A 26,309-nucleotide genomic window follows, 5' to 3' on the forward strand; every position below is an offset into this window, starting at 1 on the left:
CACCCATCCGCCCTCCACAACAAGGTCAGATGGACGGGCACCGGCTGAAGAAGGCGCATGACATCACTGGGTGCTGATTGTCGGCATTCGACATATGCAGGACATCGGCCAGCAGGGTCACCGTGACCGGGCGCTGGCCAAGGTTCAGGCGGATCAGCCGTCGCACTCTGTTGCGCCAGATCGGGCAGCAAAAAACCGCCTGCGAACAGACGGTTGTGCAAGGTGTAGAGTTTATGGTTGCGGGAGTAGGATTGGAACGCTGTTTCGCAGCAAAGGTCACGACTCCGTCGCCTCCCGCGGCGCTACCGCGATGATACCCAAGGAAAACGCCAAAACCTTGGAAGGACAGCGCTCCCATGGTCATCGCCTGACTCAAGCGGGCGTTTGAACGCCGGGTGCGAGCAGGCCAGCATCAGCGGCTGGTGCTCCGTGATGATGGTGCGCCCGGTGGTGGACGTCTTGCCGCCGGGCTCCTAATGTCCTGCGAAGCACCGGTAGCCGAGGATGCCAATTGCCCGGCCGCCCCGCGGCATTCCGCCCATTCCGACCTCTCGCGCGGGCCGATCCAAGGCGCGCAAGGCCGGGCGGCTGGTGGTCTATGGCGACGGGTCGATCAATGCCGCGGCCTCCGATGCGCGGCGCGCAGAGATGACCGACCCGGATCAGCAGCGGCGCAGCACCCGTGGCGATGGCGGACTCTCCGGTCCGGCCGAAGGCTCGTCCTACCTCAAGGCCCGCACCGCGCTGACGGTCTATCAGGCACAGGAACGGCAGCTCGCGATCCAGAAGAAGGGCACGCTGGTGGACCGGGCCCGGGCGGAAACGCTGGTGTTCTGGCTAGCCCGGCAGGAGCGGGATGTCTGGGTCACCTGGCCTGCCCGAGTGTCGGCGCTGATGGCGGTCGAGGTGGCAGCGGAGGTGGAGAAGCAGTCCGGCAAGCCGGTGACGATCGAGGCCGCGATCATGCAGAGGGTGCTGGAAACCAATGCCAGAGAGCAGCAGGGCGGCGGAGGAGTGGGAGGTGGATGCCACCAGCCCGCCATTGACGTCTCCGGCTTGGGGCAGACGCTCGCGCCGATCCGTTCAGGCTGCACCCGATGTTGCAAGTGCCGCGCGCAGTGCCGCGGCAAGGTCGCGGATCGTGGCTAGGCCAGACGGTATCGCCAAGCCGAGGTTCAGGAACCCGTGGATCTGCCCCGCGAAGTGCCAGCGCTCTGCAGCAACGCCAGCCTCGCGGAGCCGCTCGCAATAGGCCACGCCGTCATCGGCCAGCGGATCATAGCCGGCCGTCACGATCAGCGCAGGCGGCAGGTCCGCCAAGACTTCGGCGAGGATCGGCGAGGCTCGCCAGTCCCGTCGGTCTGCCGGGCTGCGCAGATAGTGGCTTCGGAACCAGCGCATCGTCGCCGCCGTCACCGGCAGACCCGGCCAGGACACGGCGTAAGACCCACGGTCCATATTCATGTCGGTGCAGGGATAGAGCAACATCTGGAAACGCAAGGGCACAGGGTGGCCTTTCAGGGCGATCGCCACCACCGCCGCAAGGGTGCCACCGGCGCTGTCGCCCCCAACAGCGGCCGCGGCCGGATCAAGCGCCAGCTCGCGGGCGTGGTCCAGAATCCACAGTGCCGCCACCTCGGCATCCTCGACCGCGGCGGGAAAGCGCGCTTCGGGGGCAAGGCGATAATCCACCGCGACGACCGCGCATCCCGATCCGGCACATAGCGCCCGGCAGAGGCCGTCATGGGTGTCGAGGCTGCCAAGAACCCAGCCGCCGCCGTGGAAATACACCAGGAACGGCAGGCATGAACTGCCGCTGCCCGCGGGCCGGTAGATCCGGAGGCGAATGCCGCCCGCCGCCACAAGATCGCGCGCCTCACACTCGGCCCGAGGCCCCGCAGCCGCCATCGCCCGCGCCGCCATGGCCTGCCGCGCTTCGGCCGGGGTCATAGTCTCATAGGTCGGGATCTGCGCCTCGACCAGCCGCTGCAGGTGCGCGGCCACCTCGGGATCGGGCGCGGACAGGCGGTCAGCTTTCCTCAACGAACACTTCCTTGCGCTTGCGGATGATCGCAGGGAGCATGACCACGAACAAGACCACCGCCGCCGCCAGCAGCAGGCCGGCACTGATCGGGCGGGTCACGAACACGGTCGCGTCACCGCCGGAAATCAGCATTGCCCGCCGGAAGTTCTCTTCGATCATCGGCCCCAGGATGAAGCCCAGAATGAAGGGCGCCAGCTCGCAATCCAGCTTCATCAGCAGGTAGCCAAGCCCCCCCGCCACGGCAATCTGATAGACGCCGAAGGCCGAATTGCTGACGCTATAGACCCCGATGCAGCAGAAGGCGACGATGACCGGGAACAGGATCGAGTAAGGGATCTGCAAGAGCTTCACCCAAAGCCCGACCAGCGGCAGGTTCAGCACCAGCAGCATGGCGTTGCCCACCCACATCGACACGACCAGCCCCCAGAACAGCGTGGGGTTATTGTTGATGACCCCGGGGCCCGGCACCACGCCCTGGATCATCAGCGCGCCGATCATCAGCGCCATCACCACGTTCGACGGGATGCCAAGTGCCAGCATCGGGATAAACGAGGTCTGCGCGCCGGCATTGTTGGCCGATTCCGGCGCGACGACACCCTCTATCGCGCCATGCCCGATCTCGGAGGCGTGGCGCGAGACCTTCTTCTCCACCGTATAGGCGACGAACGAAGACAGCAGCGCCCCGCCCCCCGGCAGCACGCCCAGGAAGGACCCGATCGCGGTACCGCGAAGCATGGGCGCGACCATCCGCCGGAACTCCTCGCGCGTCGGCATCAGCCGGCCGACGGGAGCGAGGCTGGCCGGCGCTCCGCCCGGATGCTCGAGGTTGCGCATGATCTCACTGATGCCGAACAGGCCCACGGCGATTGCCACAAATTGCAGTCCGTCCAGCAACTCGCGCACGCCGAAGGTGAAGCGCGCGGCGCCGGTATAGACGTCGGTGCCGGTCAGGCCCAGCATCAGGCCCAGGAAGATGACGCCAAGCGCCTTGAGGATCGACCCCGAGGCGAGTGCGATGGACGAGACGAGACCGACCACCATCAACGAGAAATACTCCGCGGGGCTGAAGTTGAAGGCCAGCAGTGTCAGCGGCCGCGCCACCAGCGCGATCAGCAGCGTCGCCACGGTGCCGGCGAAGAACGAACCGATGGCCGCCCCCGCCAGTGCCGCCCCGGCTCTGCCCTTCTGTGCCATCTGGTAGCCGTCGATGGTGGTGACCGCAGACGCCGTCTCGCCCGGCAGCTTCAGCAAGATTGCCGTGGTCGAGCCGCCGTATTGCGAGCCGTAATAGATGCCCGCCAGCATGATCAGCGACCCCTCGGGCGACAGTCCGAAGGTGATCGGCAGCAACATGGCGATGGTCGCCAGCGGGCCGATCCCCGGCAGCACGCCGATCACGGTGCCGAGCAGGGTGCCGATGAAGCAATACAGCAGGTTGATCGGCTGGAAGCTGACCGAAAGGCCAAGTGCCAGATTGCCAAGAACATCCATGTTCGTTTCCTATTGCCGGAACAGCTCGCCGAACAGCGGCAGGGGAACGCCAAGCGCGGCGCCAAAGACCGCACTGCAAAAGCCCGCAATGCACAGGCTGGTCAGGATGTTCTGCCCGATTCCGATCCGCGGACTGGCCAGGCAGGCGATGAACGAGGTCAGGAAGGTGGCGGGCAGCATTCCGAGGTCATCGGCAAGGGCCGCGAAGGCGATGGTCGCGGCCGAGAGGCAGAAGATGGCCCGCCAAGGCACAATCCCCCAGGGCGTTTCCGCGTCGCCGCGCAGCGACTGGGCGATGACGGCGAGCCCGGTGATCGCCAGGCACCCCGACAGCACCGCCGGAAAGTAGCCCGGCCCCATCTGCGTCGCGGTTCCCACCGACATGGTCTGCAGCGACATGTAGCCATAGCTGCCAGCAAAGCCGAGGAATATCACCCCGGTTGCCATGTCCTTGCAGTTTATCTCCATCCTCGTCTCCTTCTGGCGTTCAGGCGCGGACCTCTGCGCCGCCCCATTCCTCGACTACCCGGCAGATCGAGGTAAAGTCGGAGCCGGGGCCGAATTTCGCATTGGTGACGGCCAGCATCTGCCGAATGATCGCGCCGGCAACCATCGGCACCCCCATCGCCTCGGCCTCGTCGATGCACATGCGCACGTCCTTGTAGGACAGTCCGGTGGCAAAGCCGAAGTCGAAGGTGCCGGGCAGCACCGATTTGGGGAACTTGTCCTGCGTGGCACTGTTGCGCCCGCTGCCGGCGTTGATGATGTCGAGCAGCACCTTCGGGTCAATCCCCGCCTTGGCCCCCATCACCATTGCCTCCGACGACACGACCATGGCTGCGGCGGCCAGCAGGTTGTTGGCCAGCTTTGCCACCTGGGCCAGCCCCGCCTTCTCGCCGACATAGAAGATGCGGCCGAAGGTGGCGATGACCTCTTCGGCTTCCTCGAAGGCCGTGCGCGGCCCCGAGACCATGACGGCCAGCGTGCCATTCGTCGCCCCGGCGATGCCACCGCTGACCGGCGCGTCGATCCAGACGCGGCCGCCGGGCGCAAGGCCCTCGCTGATCCGCGCCGCCGCGGTCGGGCCCGATGTGGACAGGTCGATCACGGTGCGGACGCGCCCGCCTTGCGCGACGCCGCCCTCGCCCAGCACGACCGTGCGCACGATGTCTGGCGTGGGCAAGCTGACCAGCACGATGTCTGCGCTGTCGCCCACCTCTTGCGGCGAGCCGGCGATCGCGGCGCCCGCCGCTTCGGCCCGACCTCGCGCCCCGGCATCGGTGTCGAACACCGTGACGCGATAACCGGCCGCAAGCAGGCGGGCCACCATCGGGCTACCCATGCGGCCCAGGCCGACAAAACCAAGTTCACGCGAGGTCATGCAAAGACTCCTAAAGTCGTTCGATCCGCGCCTATTCGGCCGGAAGGGGTTGGGGGGCCGCATCCAGCCGGCTGATCCAGCCGGCGGTCGCGCTGCTATGGGGGGGGTAGAGCCGGGTCACGAGCGGGTCGTGGCCGGGCACGATATAGTCTAGGCCCGGGGCCAGCGCCTCCAGTCGGTCATAGCCGGCGAAGACATCGGCGACACTGTCCACCGTGGGAAACACCCGGCGCTGGCGCAGATGCGCGAAGTGATGCGCGGTGTCCGAGGCAAGCACGACCGGACCGCGCCGGGTTTCGACCCGCAGCGCCTGAAGCCCGCGGGCATGGCCGCCGACATGATGCAGAGTGATGCCGGGAAACAGCTGGCTGTCGCCCGCGTGAAACCAGACGCGCCCGGCGTAGACCCGGCGCACCATCGCCACAACATCCTCCACCTCGTAGGGGTGGTTCATCCCCGCGTGGCACATGCAGCGCCCGGTGGCGAACCCCATCTCGCTGTCCTGCAGGTGGAACCGGGCCCGCGGGAACAGTCCGTCATTGCCGGCATGGTCATAGTGCATGTGGGTGATGACCACATCCTCCACCGCCCCCGGATCGACGCCAAGCGCCGCCAGACCGTCCCGTACCGGATTGGTGATGGTGCGGCCCCGCAGGCGGGCACCCCGCTCGTCAAATCCGGTATCGACCACCACCGTGCGCTGCGCATTGCGCAGCACCCAGACATAGTAGTTCAGTGGCATCGGCCCGTTATGCGGATCGCCGCCGATGAAATTTTCTGCCGCGCCGCGGTCGTGCCGCCCATAGGCGATGGCATAGGCTTCGTAGAGATGATCGCTCATACGCTGCACTCCTTCGGCGTCAGGTGCCGGCGCCGAGATCGGCAAAAGCCTCGCGGGCAATGCGGAAGGAATCGACCCCCGCAGGGATGCCGCAATAGATGGCGACCTGCAGAAGCACCTCGCGGATCTCCTCCTTGGTCACGCCGTTGCGCAGCGCGCCTTTCACATGCATTTTCAGCTCGTGCGGACGGTTCAGCGCGCTGATCATCGCCAGGTTCAGCATGCTGCGGGTGCGGCGATCCAGCGTGTCGCGGCCCCAGACGGCACCCCAGCAGTACTCCGTCGTCAACTCCTGCATCGGGCGGTTGAAGTCATCGGCCGAGGCAAGGGCTTTCTCGACGAACTCTGCGCCAAGCACGGCCTTGCGAATTTCCAGTCCGGTGTCGAAGGTCTTCTGGTCCATGATCCTGTCCTGTCACTGTTGGATACGCGGCAGCTGCAGCGCATTGAGGGGAAGCGCGTCGGCAGAGCTGGCCAGCGCGTCGATGAAAGCTGTCAGATCGGCAGCACGGCCCGGCCCCAGCGCCTCGTCGGCGGCAGCCTTGAACCGGCCCCTGACCATCGCGGCCGGCGCCGCGATCACATCGTCCAGCGCCTCGCGGATCCGGGTGCCATCCTGCAGGACCAGCGTCACCGCCGCCGGCTGGCGTTGCGGATAGGCGACCGTCAGCTCCGGGTTCTCGGCAAGCGTGGTGGACGCGATCAGCCGCGCGATCTCGGGATCTTCAAGATCCGCATAGTTGCCCGCGCCGATGCTGCCGCGTGCGACCGCCGCCGCCACGCCGAACTGGATGCTCATCTTCGCCGCCAGCATGGTGCCGAAGGGCCCCGACGCATCACAGCCCGGATAGAGCAGCGCAGCACGGGTCGCCTCGATATGGACCGACGCGACGTTGGCGCTGGTGCCCGGCACTTTCAACCGAACGGCCAGCGCCGCCTGGCTGGGGGTCTGAGCAAAGTTGCAGGCCGGCGCCTGCTTGTGAAACACCTTCACGATCTCGAACCCGCCAGCGAACAGCGCTGGCAGGCGCCGAGGCTCCTGCCGCGCAAAGGCCCGGAACAGCCCGGCCTCGCCCTCGATGATCTCGCGCGTGGCAAAGGCGCCGCTTTCGGCCAGATCGGCGCAGACAAGCGCATTGCGCGCCGCGAACCCGGTGTGGAAATACATGTCGCTGCCGCCCGAGGCCGGCCACTGGTTGAGCCCGGCCGCACAGTTGACGGCCAGAGACAGCGCCGAGGTCGTCTGCTCTGCCGTCAGCCCCCGAAAATGGCACAGCGCCGCCACTGCCGCAAAGGGGCCAATCAGCCCGGTCGGACGGAACAGGCGCGCCAGCTCCGCCGTCATCAGAGCCGTGCCCAGCACCGCGCCGGCCTCATAGCCCGCGACGGCCGCCGCCAGAAGCTTGCGCCCCCCCACCGGCCGGCCCAACTGTGCCAGATCGGCAAGCAGGGCGGGCCAGACCACCACGCCCAGATGCGCGACCGAACCGACATGCATGTCCTCGCGCACCAGCCCATGGGCAGCTACGGCATTGGCGAAGGCGGCATCTTGCGGTGCCGTCAGGCGGCCGAGACCGATCGATGCGGCACCCTGATCGACCGCCCGGTGCCGGAAACGCGCCTGGCGGCTCCAGGGCAAGTCGCGCGCCTCATAGGCGGCGCCAAGGTAGTCCATCAGGCACAGCGCCGCCTTGTCCAGCACGTCATCCGACACCGCCTCCGGCTGCAGCGCCAGGATCTCGGCCGCCATTGTGGCGGCGATGGAGGGCCCGCCAGTCATCGCGGACCGGCGATGGTGATGCCGGCGTCGATCTTAAGCGTCACGCCGGCGATGCTTGCCCCCGAGTCGGCGGCGAGGAACACCGCCGCCTCTGCAACCTCCCGGTCCGTCACCAGCCGCCCCAGCGGCGTCATCGCCCGGCGCTTTTCCCAGCCCTCGGCATCGATGACCGACCCGGCCCCCGGCGTCTCGACGGCGCCCGGCGCCAGCGCATTCACCCGGACGCCATGAACCCCCAGCTCCACCGCCTGCTGGCGGGTGAAGGTGTCGATGGCGCCCTTGATCGAGGCATAGACGGCGGCGTGCTTGATGGCGAAGGACACGGCAACCGATGACAGGTTGATGATGCTGCCACCCCCGCGCCGCACCAGATGCGGCGTCGCCGCCTGCGTCGCCCAGAACGTGCCCTTGATGCCCACATCCAGCATCCGGTCGATGATGTCCTCGGGCATCTCGGTCAGCGGCGCGTAGTGGAATGCCACCGCGTTGTTCACCAGGATATCGAGCCCCTCCCCCGCGAAGTCATCCACCGCGGCATGCACCGCGGCCCGGTCGCTGACATCGACGGTGAAGGCCCGCCCCCCCGCGATGCCCGCGGCCGTTTCGGCGACTAGCGGTCCATTGATGTCGGCCAGCGCCACCAAAGCGCCCTCCTGTGCGAAAAGCCGCGCGATCGCCGCGCCGATGCCTCCGCCTGCGCCGGTAATGAAGGCACGTCTGCCGTCTAGCTTGCCCAAGATCAAAGCCTCCCTGCGCCGATTTTCGCTGTTGCGGTCGGCCCGCTTAGACCGCTGGAGGTCGCTGGCGTCGAAAGCTTCCTTGGCGCATTTCACAAAGCGAAACCCGGCGACAGCGCGGTGCCCCTGCCCGGCAGCGCGCTCTAGCGTGCAGTCATCGCTTGCTGGAGACGCCACTGAATGACCAGGTTACAAGGCGCGCCGCGCCCTTTCGCGCAACGACTGAAGGCGGGCGAAAGCCTGCTGGGCACCTTCATCAAGGTGCCCACCGTGCATACCACCGAGGTGATCGGGTCGGTCGGTTACGATTTCATCGTCATCGACCAGGAACATGCCCCCTTCGACCGGCAGGCGATCGACACGGTGATCCTGGCCGGCCTTGCGCAGCGGATGCCCGCCCTTGTCCGCGTCGATGCCGCATCGCCGGCGAACATCCTTGGCATGCTCGATTGCGGCGCAGCGGGCATCCTCGCCCCGCATGTGGACAGTGCGGAAAAGGCCGCGGCGGTGGCGGCCGCCTGCCGTTATCGCCCCGGCAGCCGCGGCTTCTCGCGCACCGGCCGGGCGGGCGGATACGGGTCGGTGGGGGTTGCCGAACACATCGCGCAGCAGGATGCAGAGGTGCTCTGCATCGTCATGATCGAAGATGTCGCGGCCATCGACGCCATCGACGCCATCGCCGCCGTGCCGGGCATCGACGCCCTCTTCATCGGTCGCGGCGACCTTTGCGTCGCCATGGGCGAAACCGCGACCTCTGCCCCGCGGGTCATCGCGGCGGTCCGTGCCATCGCGGCGGGCGCTCTGCGCGCCGGCAAGCCGCTGCTGGCGGTGGCCGAAAGCGCCGAGGACCGCGCGGCGATGGAGGCGCTGGGGGCGCGATCTTTCCTCGTCGGCTCGGACCTCGCCTTCCTGCGCCGGGCCGCCACGCAATCCTTGTCGGACCATCGCGGCCGATGATCCAGCCAACCCTTTTCAGGACCCTTCCCATGTATGTAGCTTCCGACCCCCGCGCCCGGCTTGCCGCCGATACGGCCAGATCGCCCCAAGACCTTGCCGCCGCCACCTATGCCCGCTTCTACGAAACCGCGCCGCAGCAGCAGTCCGGGGAGCTGCGCAAGTGGTACACGCGCGCGCAGAATTTCGTGGTGGTCTATTCCGAGGCAGAGGCGGGCGCCACCTTGGTTCGCGCGGACCAGCCGGACGAATTCGCCATGCTGCTGCCCGATCCCGGCAGCCGCGCCACGATCGCATGGCAGGGGCAGCAGCTGGAGGTCACCGGCCATTCCATCGTCATCGTGCCGCCGGGGGCGAGCCGGATCGAGATCACGGCGCCGGGGCGTGTCGTGCAGTTCTTCAGCACCGCTGCCGCCGATCTTGTCGCGGCCTGTCCGCCCGGCACCGAGGAAGACCCGAACGTCCCGCCGCTGGAGCCCTGGCCCGAGCCTGTCGGCGGCTATCGGCTGCGCGCCTATTCGATGGACATTCCGCCAGAGCCGGGCCGGCTTGGCCGGCTGTTCCGCTGCCGGAATTTCATGATCAACTACATCTACCCGCGCAGCGGCCCCCGCGACCGCAGCAGCCTGTCGCCGCACAGCCATGCAGATTTCCAGCAATGCTCGCTCAGCCTCGAGGGCAGCTATGTGCATCACTTGCGCTGGCCCTGGGGCAACGATGCTGGCAGCTGGCGCGAGGATGAACATGTGCTGTGCCATTCGCCCTCGGTTACCGTCATTCCGGCGCGGGTGATTCACACCTCGGAGGCGGTGGGAGAGGGGACCAATTTCCTGGTGGACGTCTTCTGCCCGCCACGACAGGATTTCTCGCAGCAGCCCGGGTGGGTGCTGAACGCCGACGAATACCCGGAACCCCCCGCAGCCGGGCCAGACCGCAAGGACCCCTGACATGACCTCCTCCCCCCTCACCGGCCAGGAGCGCGATGCCGCCATCGCCGCGCTGCTGGTCGGCGCCGTCGATCTGCATTGCCACAGCGGCCCCGCCGTCATGCCGCGCATCCTCGATCACCACGACCAGCTGCAGGAGGCAGCGGCCGCGGGCTTCCGCGCTGTCGTCACCAAGGACCACTTCTATCTGGGAACGCCGCACGCGATCATCCTGGAAACCCTGTTTCCCGATCTGGGCACCCGCATGTTCTCGGGCATTGCGCTCAACAACGCCTCTGGCGGCATCAATCCCCATGCCGTCGATCATGCGGTCAAGCTGGGTGCCAGGATCGTGTGGATGCCGACGCTTTCCGCCGCCAACCACATCGCCAAGATGGCGACCGAGGCGAAGGGCTTCCCCAAGGTCGCGGGCGCGCTCGATCCCATCCCGCTGACGGTCCTGGACGCGAATGGCCGACTGACCGACGACACCCTGAAGGTGCTGGATCTGGTCGCCGCCGCCGATGTCATCCTGGCCGGCGGTCATTTGTCCGCGCAAGAGCTGATCGTGCTGTTCGAGGAAGGTCAGCGCCGCGGGCTGAAGAAGATGATGGTCAACCATCCGACCTATGTGATCGGCTGCACGGATGACGACATCCGCACGCTTGTGTCCTTCGGCGCACGGATGGAGCATTCCATCTGCCAGTTCATCCCCGGCCGCGCAAAGAAGTTCGAGCCGGACTATGCGCTGCACCTGATCGAGGTCGCTGGCACCAAGAATACCCTTTTCGGCTCGGACCTCGGTCTGCAGGGTTCGGCCCGGCCGATAGACGGCTACCAGACCTTCGTGGGCCAGATGCTAGACCTCGGGGTAGCGCCCGACGACATCACCACGATGATCGCGCGTAACGGCGCCGAGATGCTCAACCTGGATGGGCCTGTTTCATCGTCTGAAATCGGGGCATAAACCCCCCGCCCCGGCCCGCGATTGCGCTAGCATTCCTCAGCGCATCTTTCGCAGGTTCTGGGGAAATCACATGAAACGAATGACAAAATTCGCCGCTCTGGCGATGGCCGGGGTGTTGGCGCTGCCGTTCTCGGGCAGCGCCGCGCGGGCGGACTATCCCGAGCGCCAGATCACCATCGTGATTGGCTTCCCGCCCGGCGGCGCCGATGTGTTCACCCGCATGATTGCCGAGCACATGACGCGGGAACTCGGGGTGCCGGTCGTGGTCGAGAACCGGCCCGGCGCTTCGGGAACGATCGGCGCGCAGGCCGTGGCGACGGCCCGGCCCGATGGCTACACTATCCTTTTTGCCACCAACGGCAACGCCGCCAATGCCAAGCTGCTCTATCCGAACCTGCCCTATGACCCGCAGACCGACCTGCGGCCGATCATGCGGCTTGGCACCTCGTCGATGGTGATCACGGCGGGCGCGCAGCAGCCCTACACGAACCTTGCGGAGTTCATCGACTTCGCCAAGGCCAATCCGGGGCAGGTCTCCGTGGCGCATCCCGGCATCGGCGGGCTCGGCCATGTCGCCATGGAATATATCAAGCGCGAGGCCGGGATCGACGTGAAGATCATCCCCTATACCGGCTCTGGCACGCTGATCCCCGACCTGCTGGCGGGGCATATCCAGGCCTCGAGCGACAGCATGCCCTCCTATCTGCCCTATGTGCAGGAAGGCACGGTGCGCTACCTCGCCCAGCTTGGCCCCGAGCGGAACCCGCTGATGCCCGGTGACGTACCGACCCTGAGGGAGAGCGGCATCGATTTCGAATCCTACATCTGGTATTCGCTGCTGGGGCCGGCGGGAATGCCCGACGAGGCCGTGCAGGTCATCAACGACACGGTTACCGAGTATCTGAACATGCCCGAAACCATCGCGGCGCTGGAAAAGCTGATGATCACGGCGGGCCCGACCGATCCGCAGGGGCTGGCCGATACCATCACCAGGGAACTGCAAACCTGGGGGCCGATCATCAAGGATGTCGGCGTCACCCTGCAATAGTCGCGGCGCCGGGCGTGGCCAGGTAGGCCACGTCATCGGGCGGTTCGATCCCGACCAGCCGGCAGGCATTCTCGCAGGTCATCTGCCGCACCTCCTGCGGCGTGAAGCCAAGATCGAGGCACAGCGCGATTGCCGCGCGAAAGCCGGGCACCGGCCGCGGGTTGAAGGTCTGGCCGAGGTCCGAACCGATGATGGTTCGCTCGATGCCTGCCGCATCCACATAGCTGCGCAGGGCATCCAGCTCGAACTTGCGCGACACGCCCTCGATCAACATGCAGGCGCAGTGTTCCAGATAGACCCCCATCGCCGACAGCTCTGCCAGATCGTCCAGCCGCGCCTCGATCCAGTAGGTCGGGTGGCTGACCACCATCCGCGTCACGCCCCGCGCCCTGGCCTCGGTGAACAGCGGGTACATCTCGCTGACATGCAGGTGCCCGCCGCACAGCACCGCGTCATGTTCGGCGATCAGGTCGAGGATGGGCCTGACCTCATCCTTCAGCCGCCCGAAGTCGTCGATGACGCTCAGCGCCTCGGGCGGGCGCATCCCCAGCCGCCCATGCAGGTTGTAGCGGAAGGCCGTCGTCAGGTGATTGCGGGCGCAAAGCGTCGGCATCCAGACCATGCGGCCGCCCAGGGCGAGCCCGCGCGCGACGGCATGGCAGTTGAGCCCGCCAAGCTGGTTGTTCAGCGGCACGCCCGACAGCAGGTGCAGCTGCCGCGGGCCCGCCCGGTAGCGCTCCAACACCTGCATCACCGGGGCGTTCGGGTAGAAGTGATCCTTGAACAGCACCGCATGAAGCCCCGCTTCCTCGGCATCGCGGATCTGCTCGAGATGGTCGAGCTTGCGCTCCATGATCGAGGGGCCGGAATGGCAGTGCAGATCGACCGCCCCCGTCAGAAGAGCGTCGATCAGGCTGGATTGCGGGTCGGTATGGTCCATTTCTGCCTCCGGGCTGCTTGACCGCAGCAGACCCGATCCACGCTGATCCGGCAGCCCTCGACCCCCGGCGTTTCACCACATGAAATTCCCCAAAACGGGGCGCGATCCGCCCTGCCCCCGCGGCTAGGCATTGTCCTGCTTCAAACTCGGCAGGGACGGACATGACCAGCATCACCACATTGCCCCTAGACCACGACCCCGCCCTTGTCCGCGCGGCGCTGCGCGATGCGGATATCCCGGTGTTACTGATGGTTGTGGTCCAGCTGACAGGCGATCTGTCCCTGCTGGACAGCCATGCTCCGCTTCTGGGTCGGCCCGGCGAGTTCTCCCATTCGCTGCCACAGGAGATGGTTGATGCCTTGTTGGACCGCCTGACTGAGCGGCTGACGCGCGGCGGCCCCGCGCCGGACCATGTGGAGCCGTCGGTGCTGCACCGGATGATGACTGCCTTCGTACAAGAGGATATCTCCGAGCTTTACATGCCGATGCTGATGGAGGATCTGGGCTTCCGCACCCCCCCAGCGCCCCTGGCCGCCGCCGGGGCCGAGACGGCAGAGCGGGCCGCCGGGTTCAAGGTGCTTGTCATCGGGGCGGGTGCGTCGGGCATCTGTGCCGGCATTCGGCTGAAGCAGGCCGGTATCGCCTTCGAGATCGTGGAGCGCAATGACGATGTCGGGGGCGTCTGGCACGAGAACACCTATCCCGGCTGCGGCGTGGACAGCGCCAACCACCTCTACTGCTATTCGTTCGAGTTGAACCACGACTGGTCGCGCTACTATGTCAAGCAACCCGAACTGCGCGACTATCTGCGCGATTGCGCCCGCAAGCACGGGGTGATGGATCATGTCCACCTGAACCAGGAAGTGCAGGCGCTTGCCTTTGACGAGGAGGGCGCCGTCTGGCACGCGACGATCCGGCAGGCCGATGGCAGCCAGCGGCGCGTCGTTGCCAATGCTGTCATCAGCTCGGTCGGGCAACTGAACCAGCCAGCCTATCCGCCGTTGAAGGGGCTGGACGGCTTTGCCGGCCATTCGATGCATACCGCCCGCTGGGACCATGGCATAGACCTGCGCGGCAAGTCGGTGGCGATGATCGGCACCGGCGCCAGCGGGATGCAGGTCGCCCCCGCCATTGCCGACGATGTCGCACGTCTGACGATCTTCCAGCGCTCGGCGCCCTGGGTGCTGCCCCGCCACAATTACCACAACACCGTCACCGAAAATGTCAAATGGGTGCTGGCCAACGTGCCCTTCTACGCGCGCTGGTATCGGTTCATGCTGTTCTGGGCCTATGGCGACGGGGTCTACCCGCTGCTCAAGATCGACCGCAACTGGCATCAGCCGGGCTCGATCTCGGCCCGCAACGCCGAGATCCGCGCGCAGTGGACCAAGTATGTCGAGGCAGAGGTGGGTGACCGGCCTGACCTTTTCGCCAAGGTGCTCCCCGACTACCCGCCCTATGGCAAGCGCTCGCTGCGCGACAATGACTGGTACCGCACCCTGCGCCGCGACAAGGTCGAACTGGTGAACACCCCGGTGGCCGAGATCGTGCCGGGCGGGATCATCGACTGCGAGGGGCGCCACTATCCGGTGGACGTGATCATCTACGCGACGGGCTTCCTCGCCAGCCGGATGCTGCATCCGATGGACATTGTCGGCAAGGGCGGCACCCGCCTGCGCGACATCTGGGGCGACGACAATCCCCGCGCCTATCTGGGCATCACCATGCCGGGCTTTCCCAACCTGTTCCTGACCTATGGGCCCAATACCAACCTTGCCCATGGCGGCAGCATCATCTTTCAGGCGGAATGCCAGGTGCACTATATCACCACCTGCCTTGCGGCCTTGATCGAAGGCGGCCACGACGCGATGGAATGCACCGCCGAGGCTTATGACGATTACAACGCCTCCGTCGATGCGACTCTGGATGAAATGGTCTGGGCCTTCGAGGGCGTGACCAACTGGTACAAGAATGCCAGCGGCCGGGTCACCACCAACTCGCCCTGGTCGCTGGTCGATTACTGGCACATGACCCGCAGCCCCGACCCGGCCGCCTACACCTTCATCAGAACCCCCGATACCTTGGGCAAGGAGCGCAAAAGTGCATGAACTCATTGGCGTCTGGCGCCTCGTGGACATCACCAACAAGGACGCGGACGGCAACCTGCTTCCACCCTCCTATGGGCCGCAGAAGATGGGCCTGATCACCTTCACCGATCAGAACCGGATGATGGTGGTGATCTGCGACGGGCGCGAGCACCTGCCCGAAGGCATGGCAGGGCGGGAATACACCTCCTATGCCGGCACCTACCGCTTCGATGGCGCAACGCTGGTGACGGCCGTGGACTGCTCCACCCCGACGACCCCGGCGCGCGTGGGCACTGATCAGGTGCGCCCCGCGCGCTTCGAGGGTAACCGCGTGATCCTGACCGCGCCGCCGGTCGAGATCGACGGCATCGTCCAGTACCGCGACCTGGTATGGGAGAAGATCGCGTGATCCGCCGTGGTTTGTCTTGCCGCGACCCTGTCGAGGCGCGATCCTGCTGATGATTTCTGGGAGGAAAATCATGGCATCCTACGAACCGGTCACCTCGGTGATGCGTTCCCTCGAACTGCTCGCCATACTCAACCGCCAGCGCGTCTCGACCATCGACCACATGCACCGGCTGACCAGTCTGCCCAAGCCGACCATCGTCCGCCTGCTGGAAACCATGATGGCGGCCGGCTACGTGGCGCGCGACACGCGCGGTAAGGGCTACCAGGTCACATCGCAGGTCAGCGAGCTCAGCTGCGGGTTCCACGGCGCGCCGCAGGTGGTCGAGGCCGGCCGCCCCTGGGCGCAGGAGCTGACGCGGATGTTCAGCTGGCCGGCGGCGATCGCGGTGCTGGACCGCAACGCGATGCTGGTCTGCTACACCACCAGCGGCGACAGCCCGATCGCGCCCTATCACGGACTGATCTATACACGCCTTGGCCTCATCACCAAAGCGCTTGGCCGCGCCTACCTGGCCTTCTGCCCGGCCGAGGAGCGCAAGCTGATCTACCGGCTGCTGGCCACTTCGCCGCATCCCGACGAAGACCAGATGGCGGCGCCCGAGGCGATCGAGGCGATGATCTGCATGACCCGCAAGCAGCAATTCGCCGAGCGGCAGCGCGCGGTGCGGCCCGAGGCCTCGTCCAGCGTTGCCGTGCCGATCTACGAACACGGATCAGAGCGGGTGCTGGGGACCATCGGGCTGACCTACTACGCCAGCGCGGTCAAGCGCAGCGAGATCGTGGAACGCTATGTTCCGAACCTTCAGACCGCGGCGGCGGGCATCAGCGAGAACGTCACCCGAATGCAGGCGGCCATGCAGGCCGCGCAAGAGCCGGTGCACTAGCAGACTGCTTCGCGCCGGGGCAACAAATCAAGCGAGGGGCCAATGGGCATCACCAGGCGCGACTTTCACCTGCGGACGGCGGACGGCATAACCGTCAGGGTCCGCGAGCTGCGTTCGGAACGCACGCATCGCACGCCGATGCTGCTGTTGCACGGCACCCGCATTCCGGGGATCAGCGAGTTCGACCTTCCAGTCGAGCATGGCTCGCTGGCCGCCGATCTCGCCGCGGCGGGGCATGTCTGCTACATCCTCGACGCCCGCGGCTTTGGCGGCTCGGAGCGGCCAGCCGAAATGGAGGAGCCGCCGCAACCCACCCGCCCGCTGATCCGCACGATGGAAATCACCCGCGACGTGGATGCCGCGGTGGACCATCTGCGCGCGGCGACGGGGCAGGCCAGGGTCGGGCTTCTGGGCTGGGGCGTCGGCGCCACCTGCACGGCTATGTATGCCGCGCTGCATCCCGAAAAGGTCAGCCACCTTGTGCTCTATTGCATGATCTATGGCGGCACCGCCGACCACGCCTCGATCACCATCGGCTCGCAATGGGATGACCCGGACCAGCCCGGCCGCTTCAACCAGAAGCGGTTCGGCAACTACACCTTCAACGGCATCGACATGCTGGAACATCACTGGGACCAGCAGATCCCCATTGCCGACAAGGCGGCCTGGCGCGACCCTGCAATGGTGGTTGCCTTCCGCGAGGCGCTTCTGGACGGCGATCCCGCCTCGCGCGAGCATGACCCGCCGCTGTATCGCAGCCCGAACGGGATGCTTGAAGACCTGTACCTGATGGGCGCCAAAGGCCAGAAGCTGTTCCATGCCAGCCAGATCTATTGCCCGGTGTTCATCGTGAACCCGGAATATGACGGGCTTTGCCGCGACACCGACATGGCGGTGTTCTGCGAGGATCTCTACCATGCGCCAGAGGTGGTGCATTGGCAGGCCAAGGGCTGCACGCATTACCTGCTGCTGGACCGGCCCGAGCGGGGGCGGGACGAGTTCCTTGGGCACATGGATCGCTTCCTTGGCTGACGTTTCAGGGTACGAAACCTCGGCGCTGCGCTGCTGCCGAGCGCGGCCGGGCGGTTTCAACTGCTGCCACAGTCAGCCGCCCAGGGGATGGTCCGCATGAACATCGAGCCGACGCAGATCACGGTTCAGGCGCTGGTGCGGGGCGCGGTCGATCTGCGCGGCCAAGGCGGGCCCTTGCACAGCGGCGACGCCCGCGACCTGCTGGATCTTGCGCGGGATGCCGAGGCGGCCGGATTGCGGGCCATCGTGTTCATGGACCCTGACTTCTCGCCCGCGCCGCTGGTGCAGACGCTGCGGCGGCACGAATTTTCGGGCCGTCCAATCAGCCTGCTCTCGGGAGTCGAGCTGAACAACACCGTAGGCGGGCTCAATCCCTACGCGGTGGAGCATGAGTTGATGCTCGGGGGCCGGGTGATCTCGATGCCAACCGTCTCGGCCGCCCACCGCATCCGCAACAGCGCGCCGCCGCGGGGGTGGCGTTCTCAGGCCCCAGCCGCGCACGCTCCCGGGCTGGAGGTGCTCAAGGCCGATGGCCAGCTGCGCGACGAGGTCAGGCAGATCCTGGACGTCGTCGCCGCGCATGACGCCGTGCTGTGCAGCGGCGGGCTGCATGTCGCCGAGATCTGGCCGCTGTTCCTCGCGGCGCGGCAGCGCGGCGTGACCCGGCTGCTGGTCAATGACGGTGCCGCCATCGGCCTGACGGAACTGCGCGAGCTTGCGCTGTTCGGCGCCTTCATAGAGGTTTGCGTGCAGGCCGGGCTGCAGTGCGGCGGTTGCTTGGAGCGCACCGAGGTGCCGATGGCGCTGATCGCCGCGGCGACCACGCGACAGACCATCCTCGTGCCTGGCCGGACGGGGCAGGATGGCCCCGGTGGACGGTTCCGTGCCGCGGTGCAGGCCTGCCTGTCCCTCGGCTACGACGCCGCCGAGATCCGGCAGATCACGTCCGACAATGCAGCGCGCCTGCTTGGGCTGGCGCCCGACGAAGGGAAGACAGCATGACCCGGCCCGATGGCCCGCTGGTGGACTCGCACTTCCATGTCTACACGGCAGATATGCCGCTGACCGAGACCGCCTGGCACCGGCCAGACCATGACGCCTCGGTCGAGACATGCCTTGCCACCCTCGACGCGCATGGCGTCACCTTCGGCGTGATTTCCGCCGCAAGCTTGTTTGGCACCTACAACGACTATGTTCGCCGCGCCCTGTGCCGCCACAAGCGCCTGCGCGGCACCGCGATCGTCGATCCGGCCTGGGATCTTGATCAGCTGGAGCGGCTGCGGGACGACGGCTTTGTCGGGCTGCGCTTCCTGTGGCGCCCGCTGGAGCGGACCCCCGACTTGGGGTCAGAAAGCTACCGGCGACTGTTGCGCCGCTGTGCGGACCTTGGCTGGCACATCCACCTGACGGACCGGCCAGAGCGGATCGACACCACCATCCGCGCCATCGAGGCCGCGGGTGTGCGGGTGGTGCTGGACCATATCGGGCTGATCGACACCGCGGCGGGGGTCGACGACGCAGGCTTTCGGGCGGTTCTTGCCGCGGTCGAGCGGGGGCGGACCTGGGTCAAGCTTTCCGCCGGCTTCCGCTTCACGCAACCGGGCCTTGCCGACAGATGCGCCGCCGCCCTGGTTGCCGCCGGCGGATGGGAGCGGCTGGTCTGGGCCAGCGACTGGCCCTTTGCCGGCTTCGAGGGACAGGTGAGCTATGCCGACGCCATTGCCGCGCTGCATCACTGGGTGCCGGATGCCGCGATGCGCCACGCCATCGGCGGGCGCACGCCCCTGCAACTCTACTTCACCTGATCGGCCGTCAGGGGCGGCCGGAGCCGCCCCCGCCGCCTTCACACCTCATCGGTGAACACTTCTGCGCGCTTCTTGTTGGTCGTGGGCAGGCTGACGAGGATCAGCAGTCCCAGCGCCATCAGCAGCAGCACTGCGCTGATCGGCCGTGTCACGAAGACGGAGGGGTCGCCACCCGAGATCAGCATCGACCGGCGCAGCTGGTGTTCCAGCATCGGCCCCAGCACGAAGCCCAGCACGAACGGCGCCCATTCGCAATCCAGCCGGGACAGGAAATACCCCAGCATTCCGGCGCCGATCACCAGGTAGACCCCGAACACGCTGTTCGACACGCTGTAAACGCCGATGCAGCAAAACGCGATGATCGCCGGGAACAGCACTCGGTAGGGCACCTTCAGCAAGGATACCCAGACGCCGATCAGCGGCAGGTTCAGGATGATCAGCATGGCGTTGCCCAGCCACATCGATACGATCAGCCCCCAGAACAGCGCCGGGTTGCTGGTGATGACATTGGGCCCCGGCGTCACCCCCTGAATCGTCATCGCGCCGATCATCATCGCCATCGTCGCCGATCCAGGGATGCCCAGTGTCAGCGTCGGAATGAACGAGGTTTGCGCCGCGGCATTGTTCGCCGCCTCCGGCGCCGCCACCCCCTCGACCGCGCCATGGCCGAACTCGGCAGAGTTCGGCGAGACGGGCTTCTCGACATTGTAGGCGATGAACGAGGCCAGCATCGCCCCGCCCCCCGGCAGCACGCCAATGGCCGAGCCGATCGCCGTGCCGCGCAGCGTAGGTGCGATCATCCGGCGCAGGTCATCCAGCCGCGGCCAGATCCGGCCGACCTGCGCAAGCCTTGGCGGCACGCCATCGGTGCTTTGCAGGTTGCGGATGATCTCGGCGATGCCAAAGACGCCGACTGCGATGGCCACGAAACTCAGCCCGTCAAGCAACTCGATGCTACCAAAGGTGAAGCGCTGCTTGTTGGTGTAAATGTCGATGCCGGTCAGCCCCAGCAACAGCCCGAAAACTATCATCCCCAGCGCCTTGAGCAGCGAGCCCGAGGCCAGCGCGATCGAGGACACGAGCCCGATGACCATCAGCGAGAAATACTCGGGCGGCCCGAAGCTGAGCGCCACTGAGGTCAGTGGCTTGGCCACCAGCGCGATCAGCACGGTCGCGGCGCAGCCGGCGACGAAAGACCCGATCCCGGCCGCGGCCAGCGCCACACCCGCCCGGCCCTTCAGCGCCATCTGGTAGCCGTCGATGGTGGTGACGGTCGATGCGGCCTCCCCCGGCAGGTTGACGAGGATGGCGGTGGTGGAGCCGCCATATTGCGAGCCGTAATAGATCCCCGCCAGCATGATCAGCGAGGTGGTCGGCTCCATCCCGAAGGTCAGCGGCAACAGCATCGAGATGGTGGCAAGTGGCCCGATCCCGGGCAGGATGCCGATCACCGTGCCCAGAAGCACGCCGACAAAGCAGAAGAACAGGTTGATGGGCAGGAAGGCTTCCGTTAAGCCGAGCGACAGGTTGGTGATCAGGTCCACGCTTTCAGCCTCCGAACACAGAACCGAAGACCGGGGCCTGCATCTGCGCCCCCAGCACAAAGACACCGACGCAGAAGACCGCGATGGCAGCGGCTGCCAGGATCGAGGGTAGCAGCCTCGCCTTACGCGCTGCGAAGGACGACACCAGCGTGGCGAAGAACACCGCGAGCAGCAGCCCCAGTGGATCGAGCAGCAGCGCAAAGACCACGATCCCGAGCGAAACCAGGGCGATTGCCCGCCATGGCACCGGCTCAAAGGCCTCGCTTTGCTGCGCGAATAGCGAGCGCAGCACAAGCGTGCCCCCGATCAGCATCAGCAACCCGCACAGGACCAGCGGGAAGAAGCCGGGGCCCATGTTGAAGATCTGCCCGACCGGGAGGTCGCGCAGCGAGATGGAGCCGTAAAGGATAGCGACTCCGCAAAAGAAGCCGCCCGAAAGCAGGTCTTTCACATGCACGGACCGACGGCCCGGTATTGGTGTTGATAAGGGTTGTGTCACTGCGGTCTCCTCCCAGTTTGCTGCCCCGGACGCCTTTTCGCCGTCTTCTTGGGGCCCATGAACGATAGGTCCGCCATGGGACCGCCTCAAGCCGGCCGGACGGGATTCCCCGCACGGCCGTCATGACGAGTTACCAAAAGCGGGACCCCGGCGATGTGGCGCATCGCCGGGGTTTCAACAGGTGAAATCCATCCCCGGGGCAGTTGGCCCTTTCCCACGTGTTATGGCCTAGTCACAGTCGCAAGCGGCGGGCGTTCGCCCTTGCCATCTGGGAGGAGAGGAAATGCGCAGAACGAAAACCCCAAGCCGGGGACTTCGCAGGGTTGCGGCCGTCACGGCCACCGCCTGGGCGGTCACCCTCGGGGCAGGTACCGCAGCCACTGCGGAGGCGACTTGCCCGGAGGGGTATCCATCGAAACCCATCACCTTCTATGTCGGATTCGCTGCGGGGGGCGGGACCGATGCCATCGGTCGCAGCATTGCACAGGCGATCGAGAAGGCTCAGGGCTGGACCATCGTGGTCGAGAACAAGCCCGGCGCCGCCAGCGGCGTGATGAACCTGTCGCTCAAGAGCATGCCCGCCGACGGCTACCACATCGGCGTCGGCAGCAGCGAGTCGATGGTCTGGAACCCGTCCAACGGCGACATGGGCTATCACTATACCGATTTCGAGTTCCTCGGCTCGGCGATGGACAGCTGGAACAGCTTTGTCGCGCTGTCGACGGCGCCGTTCGACGACATCGAGAGCTTTGTCGAGTATGCGCGCGAAAAGGGCATGGCGACTGTGTCGCTGGCCGGGTTCAACCAGCAGCTCGTGGTCGAACAGCTTGCCGAGCAATACGGGGTCAACCTCGTCGCGGTCCAGGGGGCCGGCGCATCGGAATCGATGATGACGGCGCTTGGCGGGCATGTGGATGCGACGATGCAGGCGACGCTTCACATTCCCGAGCTGAAGAACGGCAACATGAAGCAGATCGCCTCGCTGACCAACCGCAGGCTGCCCTATGCGCCGGACTCGGGCACGCTCGAAGAGCAGGGCTCCACCGCGATCCCGATCGTCAGCGCGACGACCTTCACCACCTCGCTTGGCCTCGACCCTGCGCTGAAGGCCTGCCTTCAGGAGGTGATCGACCTTGCGGTGAAGTCGCCGGAGTTCAAGGCGCTGACCGACAAGTACGACAACGAGCCCGTCAACCTGGGCGAGGCGGCGTTGATCGAGCAGATCGAGACGCGTGACGCCCAGTTCCGCGCCTTGGCCGCAAGCAACTGACGCGATCCGGCCGGCGCCTCGGGCTGCCGGCCGGATACTTCTTGCCTTCAGCCGGGCCCCGCAATCGTGGTGCCCGCATCCACTTTGAGCGTGATGCCGGTGATGCTGGCCGCGGCGTCCGAGGCAAGGAATACCGCTGCCCCCGCAATGTCGTCAGCCGTCACCACCCGCCGCAGCGGCGAGCGGCCCTGCCGCAGCTGCCAGCCATCCGAATCAATGCGCCGGTTCGTCGCCGGTGTCGGCACGGTCCCGGGCGCCAGCGCATTGACCCGGATGCCGAACGGCGCAAGCTCTATCGCCTGCTGCCGCGTGAAGGCATCCAGAGCGCCCTTGATCGCGGAATAGACCGGCGTTTCGCGGATGGCGATATACACCGCCATCGACGACAGGTTGAGAGTGCAGCCCCCGCCCCGTGCGATTAGATGCGGCGTCGCCGCCCGCGTGCCCCACAGCGCGCCCTTCAGCCCGACGTCGATCATCAGGTCCATGACCTCGGCCGGTGTGTCGATCAGGCGCGAATAGTGGAACATCACCGCGTTGTTCACCATCAGGTCGAGCCCCTCCGCCGCAAAGGCGTCGATCTCGCGCTGCAGTCCCGTGCGGTCGGCGACATCCAGAAGGACGGGCACCGCACCCGGGATGCCGGCGGCGACCTCGGCCACCTGCGGGTTCACGTCGGCCATGGCCACGGCATATTTCTGCCCGGCCAGGCGCCGCGCGATTGCCTCGCCGATCCCGCCGGCGGCCCCGGTCACGAAGGCACGTTTCTGCATCTGGCTCCCCTCTGTCCCGTCATACTTGCGGGCAGCAGAGCACTCGCCCCCAGAGCCGTCGATCCCGCGGCAGCCGGATTTCGCCCTGCGGAACGGGGCTTTGCCTCAGCCGCCCTTTCGCGCGAGTCGCTCTGCCATCTCGGCCGGCGACAAGGCGGTGGTCCTGGTGCCGCCGCGGAACAGCGTGTGCCATCGCCGCTCGTGGCACAGCCAGGCACCGTCCGGCTGCCGAAGGAACAGGTCTTCCACCCTCGAGATGGCGATGGGCGGCGCCGCGGGTTGCGGGGCTGGGCCATCCTCAGCGAAAAGCGTGCAGATCCAATGCACTTCGGCCCGATCCTCATCCAGAGTGTGAAGATGGAAGTTGCTGACCAAATGCACGTTCACCCGATCGCCCCGATCCTTGCGCCAAGCGTAGAATTCGGCGATCTGCGCACGCCCCTCGTATCTGGCATTGGGGCTGACGAAAACGGCATCGGGCGTATAATGCGCGGCGGCACCCTCGCCCCATCGGAAATCGACGTCATGCCAATAGGCGATGACCATTTCCTCCAGATGCCGGGAGATCGCGCTGCGGGTGGAAAGGTCCATGAGGTCGGCTCCGTCTGCCGGGGTTCAGCCTGTGCCGCCTGCCGCCCAGTCGTTGAAACAATCGCGCATCAGCACCGTCTCAGTCATCACGTCGTCCGGCACGGCATTGGTGAAGGCGCGGTAGATGAATTCGATCGCCAGGGCGCCGCCATAGCCGGCATCCCTCAACGCCCCGAAAATGGCGGGAAAGTTCAGCGTGCCCATGTCGAACGGCGCCTGCAACTGCCCGGGGCGCGCCTGACGCAGATGAACATGCGCGGCGTGCTTCACCAGTGGATCGACCTGCTGCTGAGTATAGCCCGAGCAGATGAAATGCGAGTAGTCCAGCGCCAGCGCCACCCCCGTCCGGTCCACCAGCTCTTGTGCATCATCGGGGGACTCGGCGCTGGACCGCACCGCCGGCTCAATGCAGATCCGGGCCTTGAACCCCGGCTGCAGGGCCATGAAGGCGCGCAGGCTCTCGACTGAAGCCTCCAGCGCATCGCGCCGGGACTGGCCGGCATTTATTGCGCCAGCCAGGAAGAACACCGTTGGGATGCCGGCCGCATCGGCAAAGGTCAGCACCTGTTCCAGATCGCGCAGGTTGGCGTCGATGCTGCCGGGCAGAGCCGGGTTGCGAGCGAGGGCATCTGCGCCGTAGTGATGGAAATAGTTGCTGACCGGCAACCCAAGCGCGCGGACACGCGAGGCGGCCAGCAAGGGATCTGCCAGCATCTCGGCCTTGTCGATGCCAGTGCGGTGCCGGCTGCTGATGTCAATGGCGGCCATGCTGATCGCCTTCGCCACTCCGGCGAATTCGGTAAGTGTGAGGCGGGGGAACGACCAGGCGGTCAGCGAAAGGTGCATGGACGCCTCTTAATGGATTCGCCAGCATCCTTGTCGCTGTGGCGCTGCCGGGCAACCCGGCTCGCGGTCCGTTCCACCTGTTGAAACGCCCTACCCCTGCCTCTTGCCGCCGCGGCGCGACCGCTGTCTAGTTGCCCCGACCCCCCGCAGGCGAAGAGGCAGCGCATGGAGACGATCCGGATTGGCGATGTCACGGTCTCGTCGGTTTTCGAGCATGAGAAGCTGTCGCAGCGGCCTTGGGATTTCTTCATCAGCTGCGAGCCCGATCTGGCCCGCGCGCATATGGCCGAGATGCCGGGCTGGCTCTACGATACCGAATCCGAGCGGATCGTCCTTACGTTCCAGAGCTTTGTACTTCGCACCCCGCACAACATCATCATGGTCGACACCTGTATCGGACAGGACAAGTTCGATATCCCTTGGGATACGCAGCCCTGGCTCGATGGCCTGCATAGTCTGGGCCTGACCGTGGCGGACATCGACTATGTCCTGTGCACGCACCTGCATTTCGACCACACTGGATGGAACACACGGCTGGAGAAGGGCCGCTGGGTGCCGACATTCCCGAAGGCCAGGTACCTGTTCGATCGGGCCGAGTATGCCTATTGGCAGCGGATCGCCAGGACCGGGATCGTGCCTCCGAACCAGCGCAACGGCGTCTGGCAGATCAATTGCGTGCCGGTGGTCGAGGCTGGGCAGGCTGATCTGGTCACGGGCGCGCACCGGATCGATGATTGCGTGTCGATCTTGCCGACACCGGGTCACTCGCCGGGCCATTACTGCGTACGGATCACCTCTCGCGGGCAAGAAGCAATCATCCTCGGAGATCTCGCGCATCACCTGCTGCAATGCCGCGAGCCGGACTGGTCGACCACCGCCTGCTGGGATCCCCACCAGGCGCGGCTGGCGCGCCGTGGCCTGCTGTCGGAAGCGGCGCAGAGCGCTGCGCTGTTGCTGCCAAACCACTTCCCCGCGCCGACCGCGGGGCGCGTCGAAGCCGATGGGGACCGGTTCCGCTATCACTTCACGAACTACTGACGGTTCGCTTGACTTCTACCCATGCGCAAAGGCGGTATTAACGGGGCCGCCACGACCCATCCGTCTAGACCCCATGATCGCGGTGTGAGCTGACTGGGTCTGTGGCCTCTCCCGCGGCATTCTCCGTTCGAGGGTTGCGTCAGACTAGCTGGCGCAGAGCCTCAAGAATGGGGGAGAGACCACATGCAGGATAGCATGTTCATCGGGCTTGATGTCCACAAGGCGACGATTTCGGTCGCGGTTGCGCAGGGCGAGCGGGGTGGCGAGGTCCGCCACTTTGGGACGGTGCCGCATCGTGGGCTGCTGCCGGTTCCGTGGACACGGGGTTAGGTTTGCATATCGCGGTCCTCGGACGCCATGGGGCTGAGATAGCCCAGCTTCGAGTGGCGTCGCCGCGGATTGTAGAAGCGCTCGATGTAGTCG

General features: G+C 66.3%; 29 protein-coding genes and 1 pseudogene. 14 read left to right on the forward strand and 16 right to left on the reverse strand.

The window, feature by feature from the left end:
* Positions 1 to 25 precede the first annotated feature (25 nt).
* The gene (locus GVY41_RS17610; RefSeq protein ID WP_161348324.1) at positions 26 to 166 is read right to left on the reverse strand and encodes a hypothetical protein; all 141 of its coding nucleotides are present in this window, start codon (positions 164 to 166) and stop codon (positions 26 to 28) included.
* 310 nt (positions 167 to 476) lie between these two features.
* Between GVY41_RS17610 and GVY41_RS17615 the strand changes: the two are divergent.
* Positions 477 to 999, forward strand: a pseudogene (locus GVY41_RS17615) (hypothetical protein); the annotation flags it as partial.
* A gap of 84 nt (positions 1,000 to 1,083) precedes the next feature.
* Here the strand turns inward: GVY41_RS17615 and GVY41_RS17620 are convergent.
* The 8 genes from GVY41_RS17620 to GVY41_RS17655 are packed head-to-tail and all read right to left on the reverse strand — an operon-like array spanning position 1,084 to position 8,274.
* Positions 1,084 to 2,043, reverse strand: coding sequence for an alpha/beta hydrolase (locus GVY41_RS17620; RefSeq protein ID WP_202456127.1), 960 nt, complete (start codon positions 2,041 to 2,043; stop codon positions 1,084 to 1,086).
* Positions 2,030 to 3,535: a tripartite tricarboxylate transporter permease gene (locus GVY41_RS17625; RefSeq protein WP_161348325.1), complete on the reverse strand. Its 1,506-nt coding sequence runs from the start codon at positions 3,533 to 3,535 to the stop codon at positions 2,030 to 2,032. Before GVY41_RS17625 ends, GVY41_RS17620 begins: the two co-directional genes overlap by 14 nt.
* Before the next feature lie 9 nt (positions 3,536 to 3,544).
* Positions 3,545 to 4,003 (reverse strand): tripartite tricarboxylate transporter TctB family protein, encoded by a 459-nt coding sequence (locus tag GVY41_RS17630; RefSeq protein ID WP_161348326.1) that lies wholly within the window; start codon positions 4,001 to 4,003, stop codon positions 3,545 to 3,547.
* A 19-nt stretch (positions 4,004 to 4,022) separates the two neighbouring features.
* Positions 4,023 to 4,979, reverse strand: coding sequence for an NAD(P)-dependent oxidoreductase (locus GVY41_RS17635; protein WP_331250899.1), 957 nt, complete (start codon positions 4,977 to 4,979; stop codon positions 4,023 to 4,025).
* Complete coding sequence (locus tag GVY41_RS17640) at positions 4,948 to 5,757, reverse strand: N-acyl homoserine lactonase family protein (protein WP_161348328.1); 810 nt, start codon at positions 5,755 to 5,757, stop codon at positions 4,948 to 4,950. The genes GVY41_RS17635 and GVY41_RS17640 overlap by 32 nt, the downstream gene beginning before the upstream one ends.
* 19 nt (positions 5,758 to 5,776) lie before the next feature.
* Positions 5,777 to 6,160 carry a carboxymuconolactone decarboxylase family protein gene (locus GVY41_RS17645; RefSeq protein WP_161348329.1) on the reverse strand — a complete coding sequence of 128 codons (384 nt, stop codon included), beginning with the start codon at positions 6,158 to 6,160 and terminating at the stop codon, positions 5,777 to 5,779.
* A gap of 12 nt (positions 6,161 to 6,172) precedes the next feature.
* The gene (locus GVY41_RS17650; protein WP_161348330.1) at positions 6,173 to 7,537 is read right to left on the reverse strand and encodes an MmgE/PrpD family protein; all 1,365 of its coding nucleotides are present in this window, start codon (positions 7,535 to 7,537) and stop codon (positions 6,173 to 6,175) included.
* Entirely contained in the window at positions 7,534 to 8,274 is a 741-nt protein-coding gene (locus tag GVY41_RS17655) for an SDR family NAD(P)-dependent oxidoreductase (RefSeq protein ID WP_161348331.1), read from the reverse strand. Before GVY41_RS17655 ends, GVY41_RS17650 begins: the two co-directional genes overlap by 4 nt.
* A 180-nt stretch (positions 8,275 to 8,454) precedes the next feature.
* On the opposite strand from GVY41_RS17655, the gene GVY41_RS17660 reads away from it, so the two are divergent.
* The 4 genes from GVY41_RS17660 to GVY41_RS17675 all read left to right on the forward strand — a co-directional run bounded on the left by GVY41_RS17660 (position 8,455) and on the right by GVY41_RS17675 (position 12,169).
* Positions 8,455 to 9,231, forward strand: coding sequence for an HpcH/HpaI aldolase family protein (locus tag GVY41_RS17660; protein WP_161348332.1), 777 nt, complete (start codon positions 8,455 to 8,457; stop codon positions 9,229 to 9,231).
* A 29-nt stretch (positions 9,232 to 9,260) separates the two neighbouring features.
* Entirely contained in the window at positions 9,261 to 10,175 is a 915-nt protein-coding gene (locus GVY41_RS17665; protein WP_161348333.1) for a cupin domain-containing protein, read from the forward strand.
* 1 nt (position 10,176) lies between these two features.
* Complete coding sequence (locus tag GVY41_RS17670) at positions 10,177 to 11,121, forward strand: DUF6282 family protein (RefSeq protein ID WP_161348334.1); 945 nt, start codon at positions 10,177 to 10,179, stop codon at positions 11,119 to 11,121.
* A 70-nt stretch (positions 11,122 to 11,191) separates the two neighbouring features.
* On the forward strand, positions 11,192 to 12,169 hold the full coding sequence (locus GVY41_RS17675; RefSeq protein WP_161348335.1) for a Bug family tripartite tricarboxylate transporter substrate binding protein: 978 nt from the start codon (positions 11,192 to 11,194) through the stop codon (positions 12,167 to 12,169).
* Here GVY41_RS17675 and GVY41_RS17680 read toward each other — a convergent pair.
* Complete coding sequence (locus GVY41_RS17680; protein ID WP_161348336.1) at positions 12,156 to 13,109, reverse strand: DUF6282 family protein; 954 nt, start codon at positions 13,107 to 13,109, stop codon at positions 12,156 to 12,158. The genes GVY41_RS17675 and GVY41_RS17680 overlap by 14 nt on opposite strands.
* Positions 13,110 to 13,270: 161 nt before the next feature.
* Here GVY41_RS17680 and GVY41_RS17685 point away from each other — a divergent pair, with 161 nt between their 5' ends.
* The 6 genes from GVY41_RS17685 to GVY41_RS17710 all read left to right on the forward strand — a co-directional run bounded on the left by GVY41_RS17685 (position 13,271) and on the right by GVY41_RS17710 (position 19,325).
* Positions 13,271 to 15,217, forward strand: a complete 1,947-nt coding sequence (locus GVY41_RS17685) for a flavin-containing monooxygenase (RefSeq protein ID WP_161348337.1) — start codon at positions 13,271 to 13,273, stop codon at positions 15,215 to 15,217.
* Positions 15,210 to 15,605, forward strand: coding sequence for a lipocalin-like domain-containing protein (locus GVY41_RS17690; RefSeq protein WP_161348338.1), 396 nt, complete (start codon positions 15,210 to 15,212; stop codon positions 15,603 to 15,605). Before GVY41_RS17685 ends, GVY41_RS17690 begins: the two co-directional genes overlap by 8 nt.
* 70 nt (positions 15,606 to 15,675) lie before the next feature.
* Positions 15,676 to 16,488, forward strand: a complete 813-nt coding sequence (locus tag GVY41_RS17695) for a DNA-binding transcriptional regulator (RefSeq protein WP_161348339.1) — start codon at positions 15,676 to 15,678, stop codon at positions 16,486 to 16,488.
* A gap of 42 nt (positions 16,489 to 16,530) precedes the next feature.
* A complete protein-coding gene (locus GVY41_RS17700) occupies positions 16,531 to 17,520 on the forward strand; it encodes an alpha/beta hydrolase (RefSeq protein WP_161348340.1) in 990 nt (329 codons plus the stop codon).
* Positions 17,521 to 17,616: 96 nt separating this feature from the next.
* The gene (locus GVY41_RS17705; RefSeq protein ID WP_161348341.1) at positions 17,617 to 18,522 is read left to right on the forward strand and encodes a DUF6282 family protein; all 906 of its coding nucleotides are present in this window, start codon (positions 17,617 to 17,619) and stop codon (positions 18,520 to 18,522) included.
* On the forward strand, positions 18,519 to 19,325 hold the full coding sequence (locus tag GVY41_RS17710) for an amidohydrolase family protein (protein WP_161348342.1): 807 nt from the start codon (positions 18,519 to 18,521) through the stop codon (positions 19,323 to 19,325). The genes GVY41_RS17705 and GVY41_RS17710 overlap by 4 nt, the downstream gene beginning before the upstream one ends.
* A 38-nt stretch (positions 19,326 to 19,363) precedes the next feature.
* Here the strand turns inward: GVY41_RS17710 and GVY41_RS17715 are convergent, their stop codons facing one another.
* On the reverse strand, positions 19,364 to 20,869 hold the full coding sequence (locus GVY41_RS17715; RefSeq protein WP_161348343.1) for a tripartite tricarboxylate transporter permease: 1,506 nt from the start codon (positions 20,867 to 20,869) through the stop codon (positions 19,364 to 19,366).
* A 4-nt stretch (positions 20,870 to 20,873) separates the two neighbouring features.
* Positions 20,874 to 21,320 carry a tripartite tricarboxylate transporter TctB family protein gene (locus tag GVY41_RS17720; RefSeq protein ID WP_161348344.1) on the reverse strand — a complete coding sequence of 149 codons (447 nt, stop codon included), beginning with the start codon at positions 21,318 to 21,320 and terminating at the stop codon, positions 20,874 to 20,876.
* Between the two features lie 331 nt (positions 21,321 to 21,651).
* Between GVY41_RS17720 and GVY41_RS17725 the strand changes: the two genes are divergently transcribed.
* On the forward strand, positions 21,652 to 22,638 hold the full coding sequence (locus GVY41_RS17725) for a tripartite tricarboxylate transporter substrate binding protein (RefSeq protein WP_161348345.1): 987 nt from the start codon (positions 21,652 to 21,654) through the stop codon (positions 22,636 to 22,638).
* Positions 22,639 to 22,685: 47 nt separating this feature from the next.
* On the opposite strand, the gene GVY41_RS17730 is transcribed toward GVY41_RS17725, so the two are convergent.
* The 3 genes from GVY41_RS17730 to GVY41_RS17740 all read right to left on the reverse strand — a co-directional run bounded on the left by GVY41_RS17730 (position 22,686) and on the right by GVY41_RS17740 (position 24,848).
* Positions 22,686 to 23,411: an SDR family NAD(P)-dependent oxidoreductase gene (locus GVY41_RS17730; protein WP_161348346.1), complete on the reverse strand. Its 726-nt coding sequence runs from the start codon at positions 23,409 to 23,411 to the stop codon at positions 22,686 to 22,688.
* Between the two features lie 105 nt (positions 23,412 to 23,516).
* Positions 23,517 to 24,002 carry a YybH family protein gene (locus GVY41_RS17735; protein WP_161348347.1) on the reverse strand — a complete coding sequence of 162 codons (486 nt, stop codon included), beginning with the start codon at positions 24,000 to 24,002 and terminating at the stop codon, positions 23,517 to 23,519.
* Positions 24,003 to 24,026: 24 nt separating this feature from the next.
* Positions 24,027 to 24,848 (reverse strand): sugar phosphate isomerase/epimerase family protein, encoded by an 822-nt coding sequence (locus GVY41_RS17740; protein ID WP_161348348.1) that lies wholly within the window; start codon positions 24,846 to 24,848, stop codon positions 24,027 to 24,029.
* A 165-nt stretch (positions 24,849 to 25,013) separates the two neighbouring features.
* Here GVY41_RS17740 and GVY41_RS17745 point away from each other — a divergent pair, with 165 nt between their 5' ends.
* Positions 25,014 to 25,886 (forward strand): MBL fold metallo-hydrolase, encoded by an 873-nt coding sequence (locus GVY41_RS17745; RefSeq protein ID WP_161348349.1) that lies wholly within the window; start codon positions 25,014 to 25,016, stop codon positions 25,884 to 25,886.
* A 183-nt stretch (positions 25,887 to 26,069) separates the two neighbouring features.
* Complete coding sequence (locus GVY41_RS17750; RefSeq protein WP_161656924.1) at positions 26,070 to 26,216, forward strand: hypothetical protein; 147 nt, start codon at positions 26,070 to 26,072, stop codon at positions 26,214 to 26,216.
* Here GVY41_RS17750 and GVY41_RS20625 read toward each other — a convergent pair.
* Positions 26,213 to 26,309, reverse strand: a 97-nt coding sequence (locus tag GVY41_RS20625) for an IS3 family transposase (protein WP_338082801.1), incomplete at its 5' end; no start/stop codon positions are given. The two genes, GVY41_RS17750 and GVY41_RS20625, sit on opposite strands and share 4 nt — an antisense overlap.

The sequence above is a fragment of the Frigidibacter albus genome, assembly GCF_009908165.1.
GTDB classification, from domain to species: Bacteria; Pseudomonadota; Alphaproteobacteria; order Rhodobacterales; family Rhodobacteraceae; genus Frigidibacter; species Frigidibacter albus.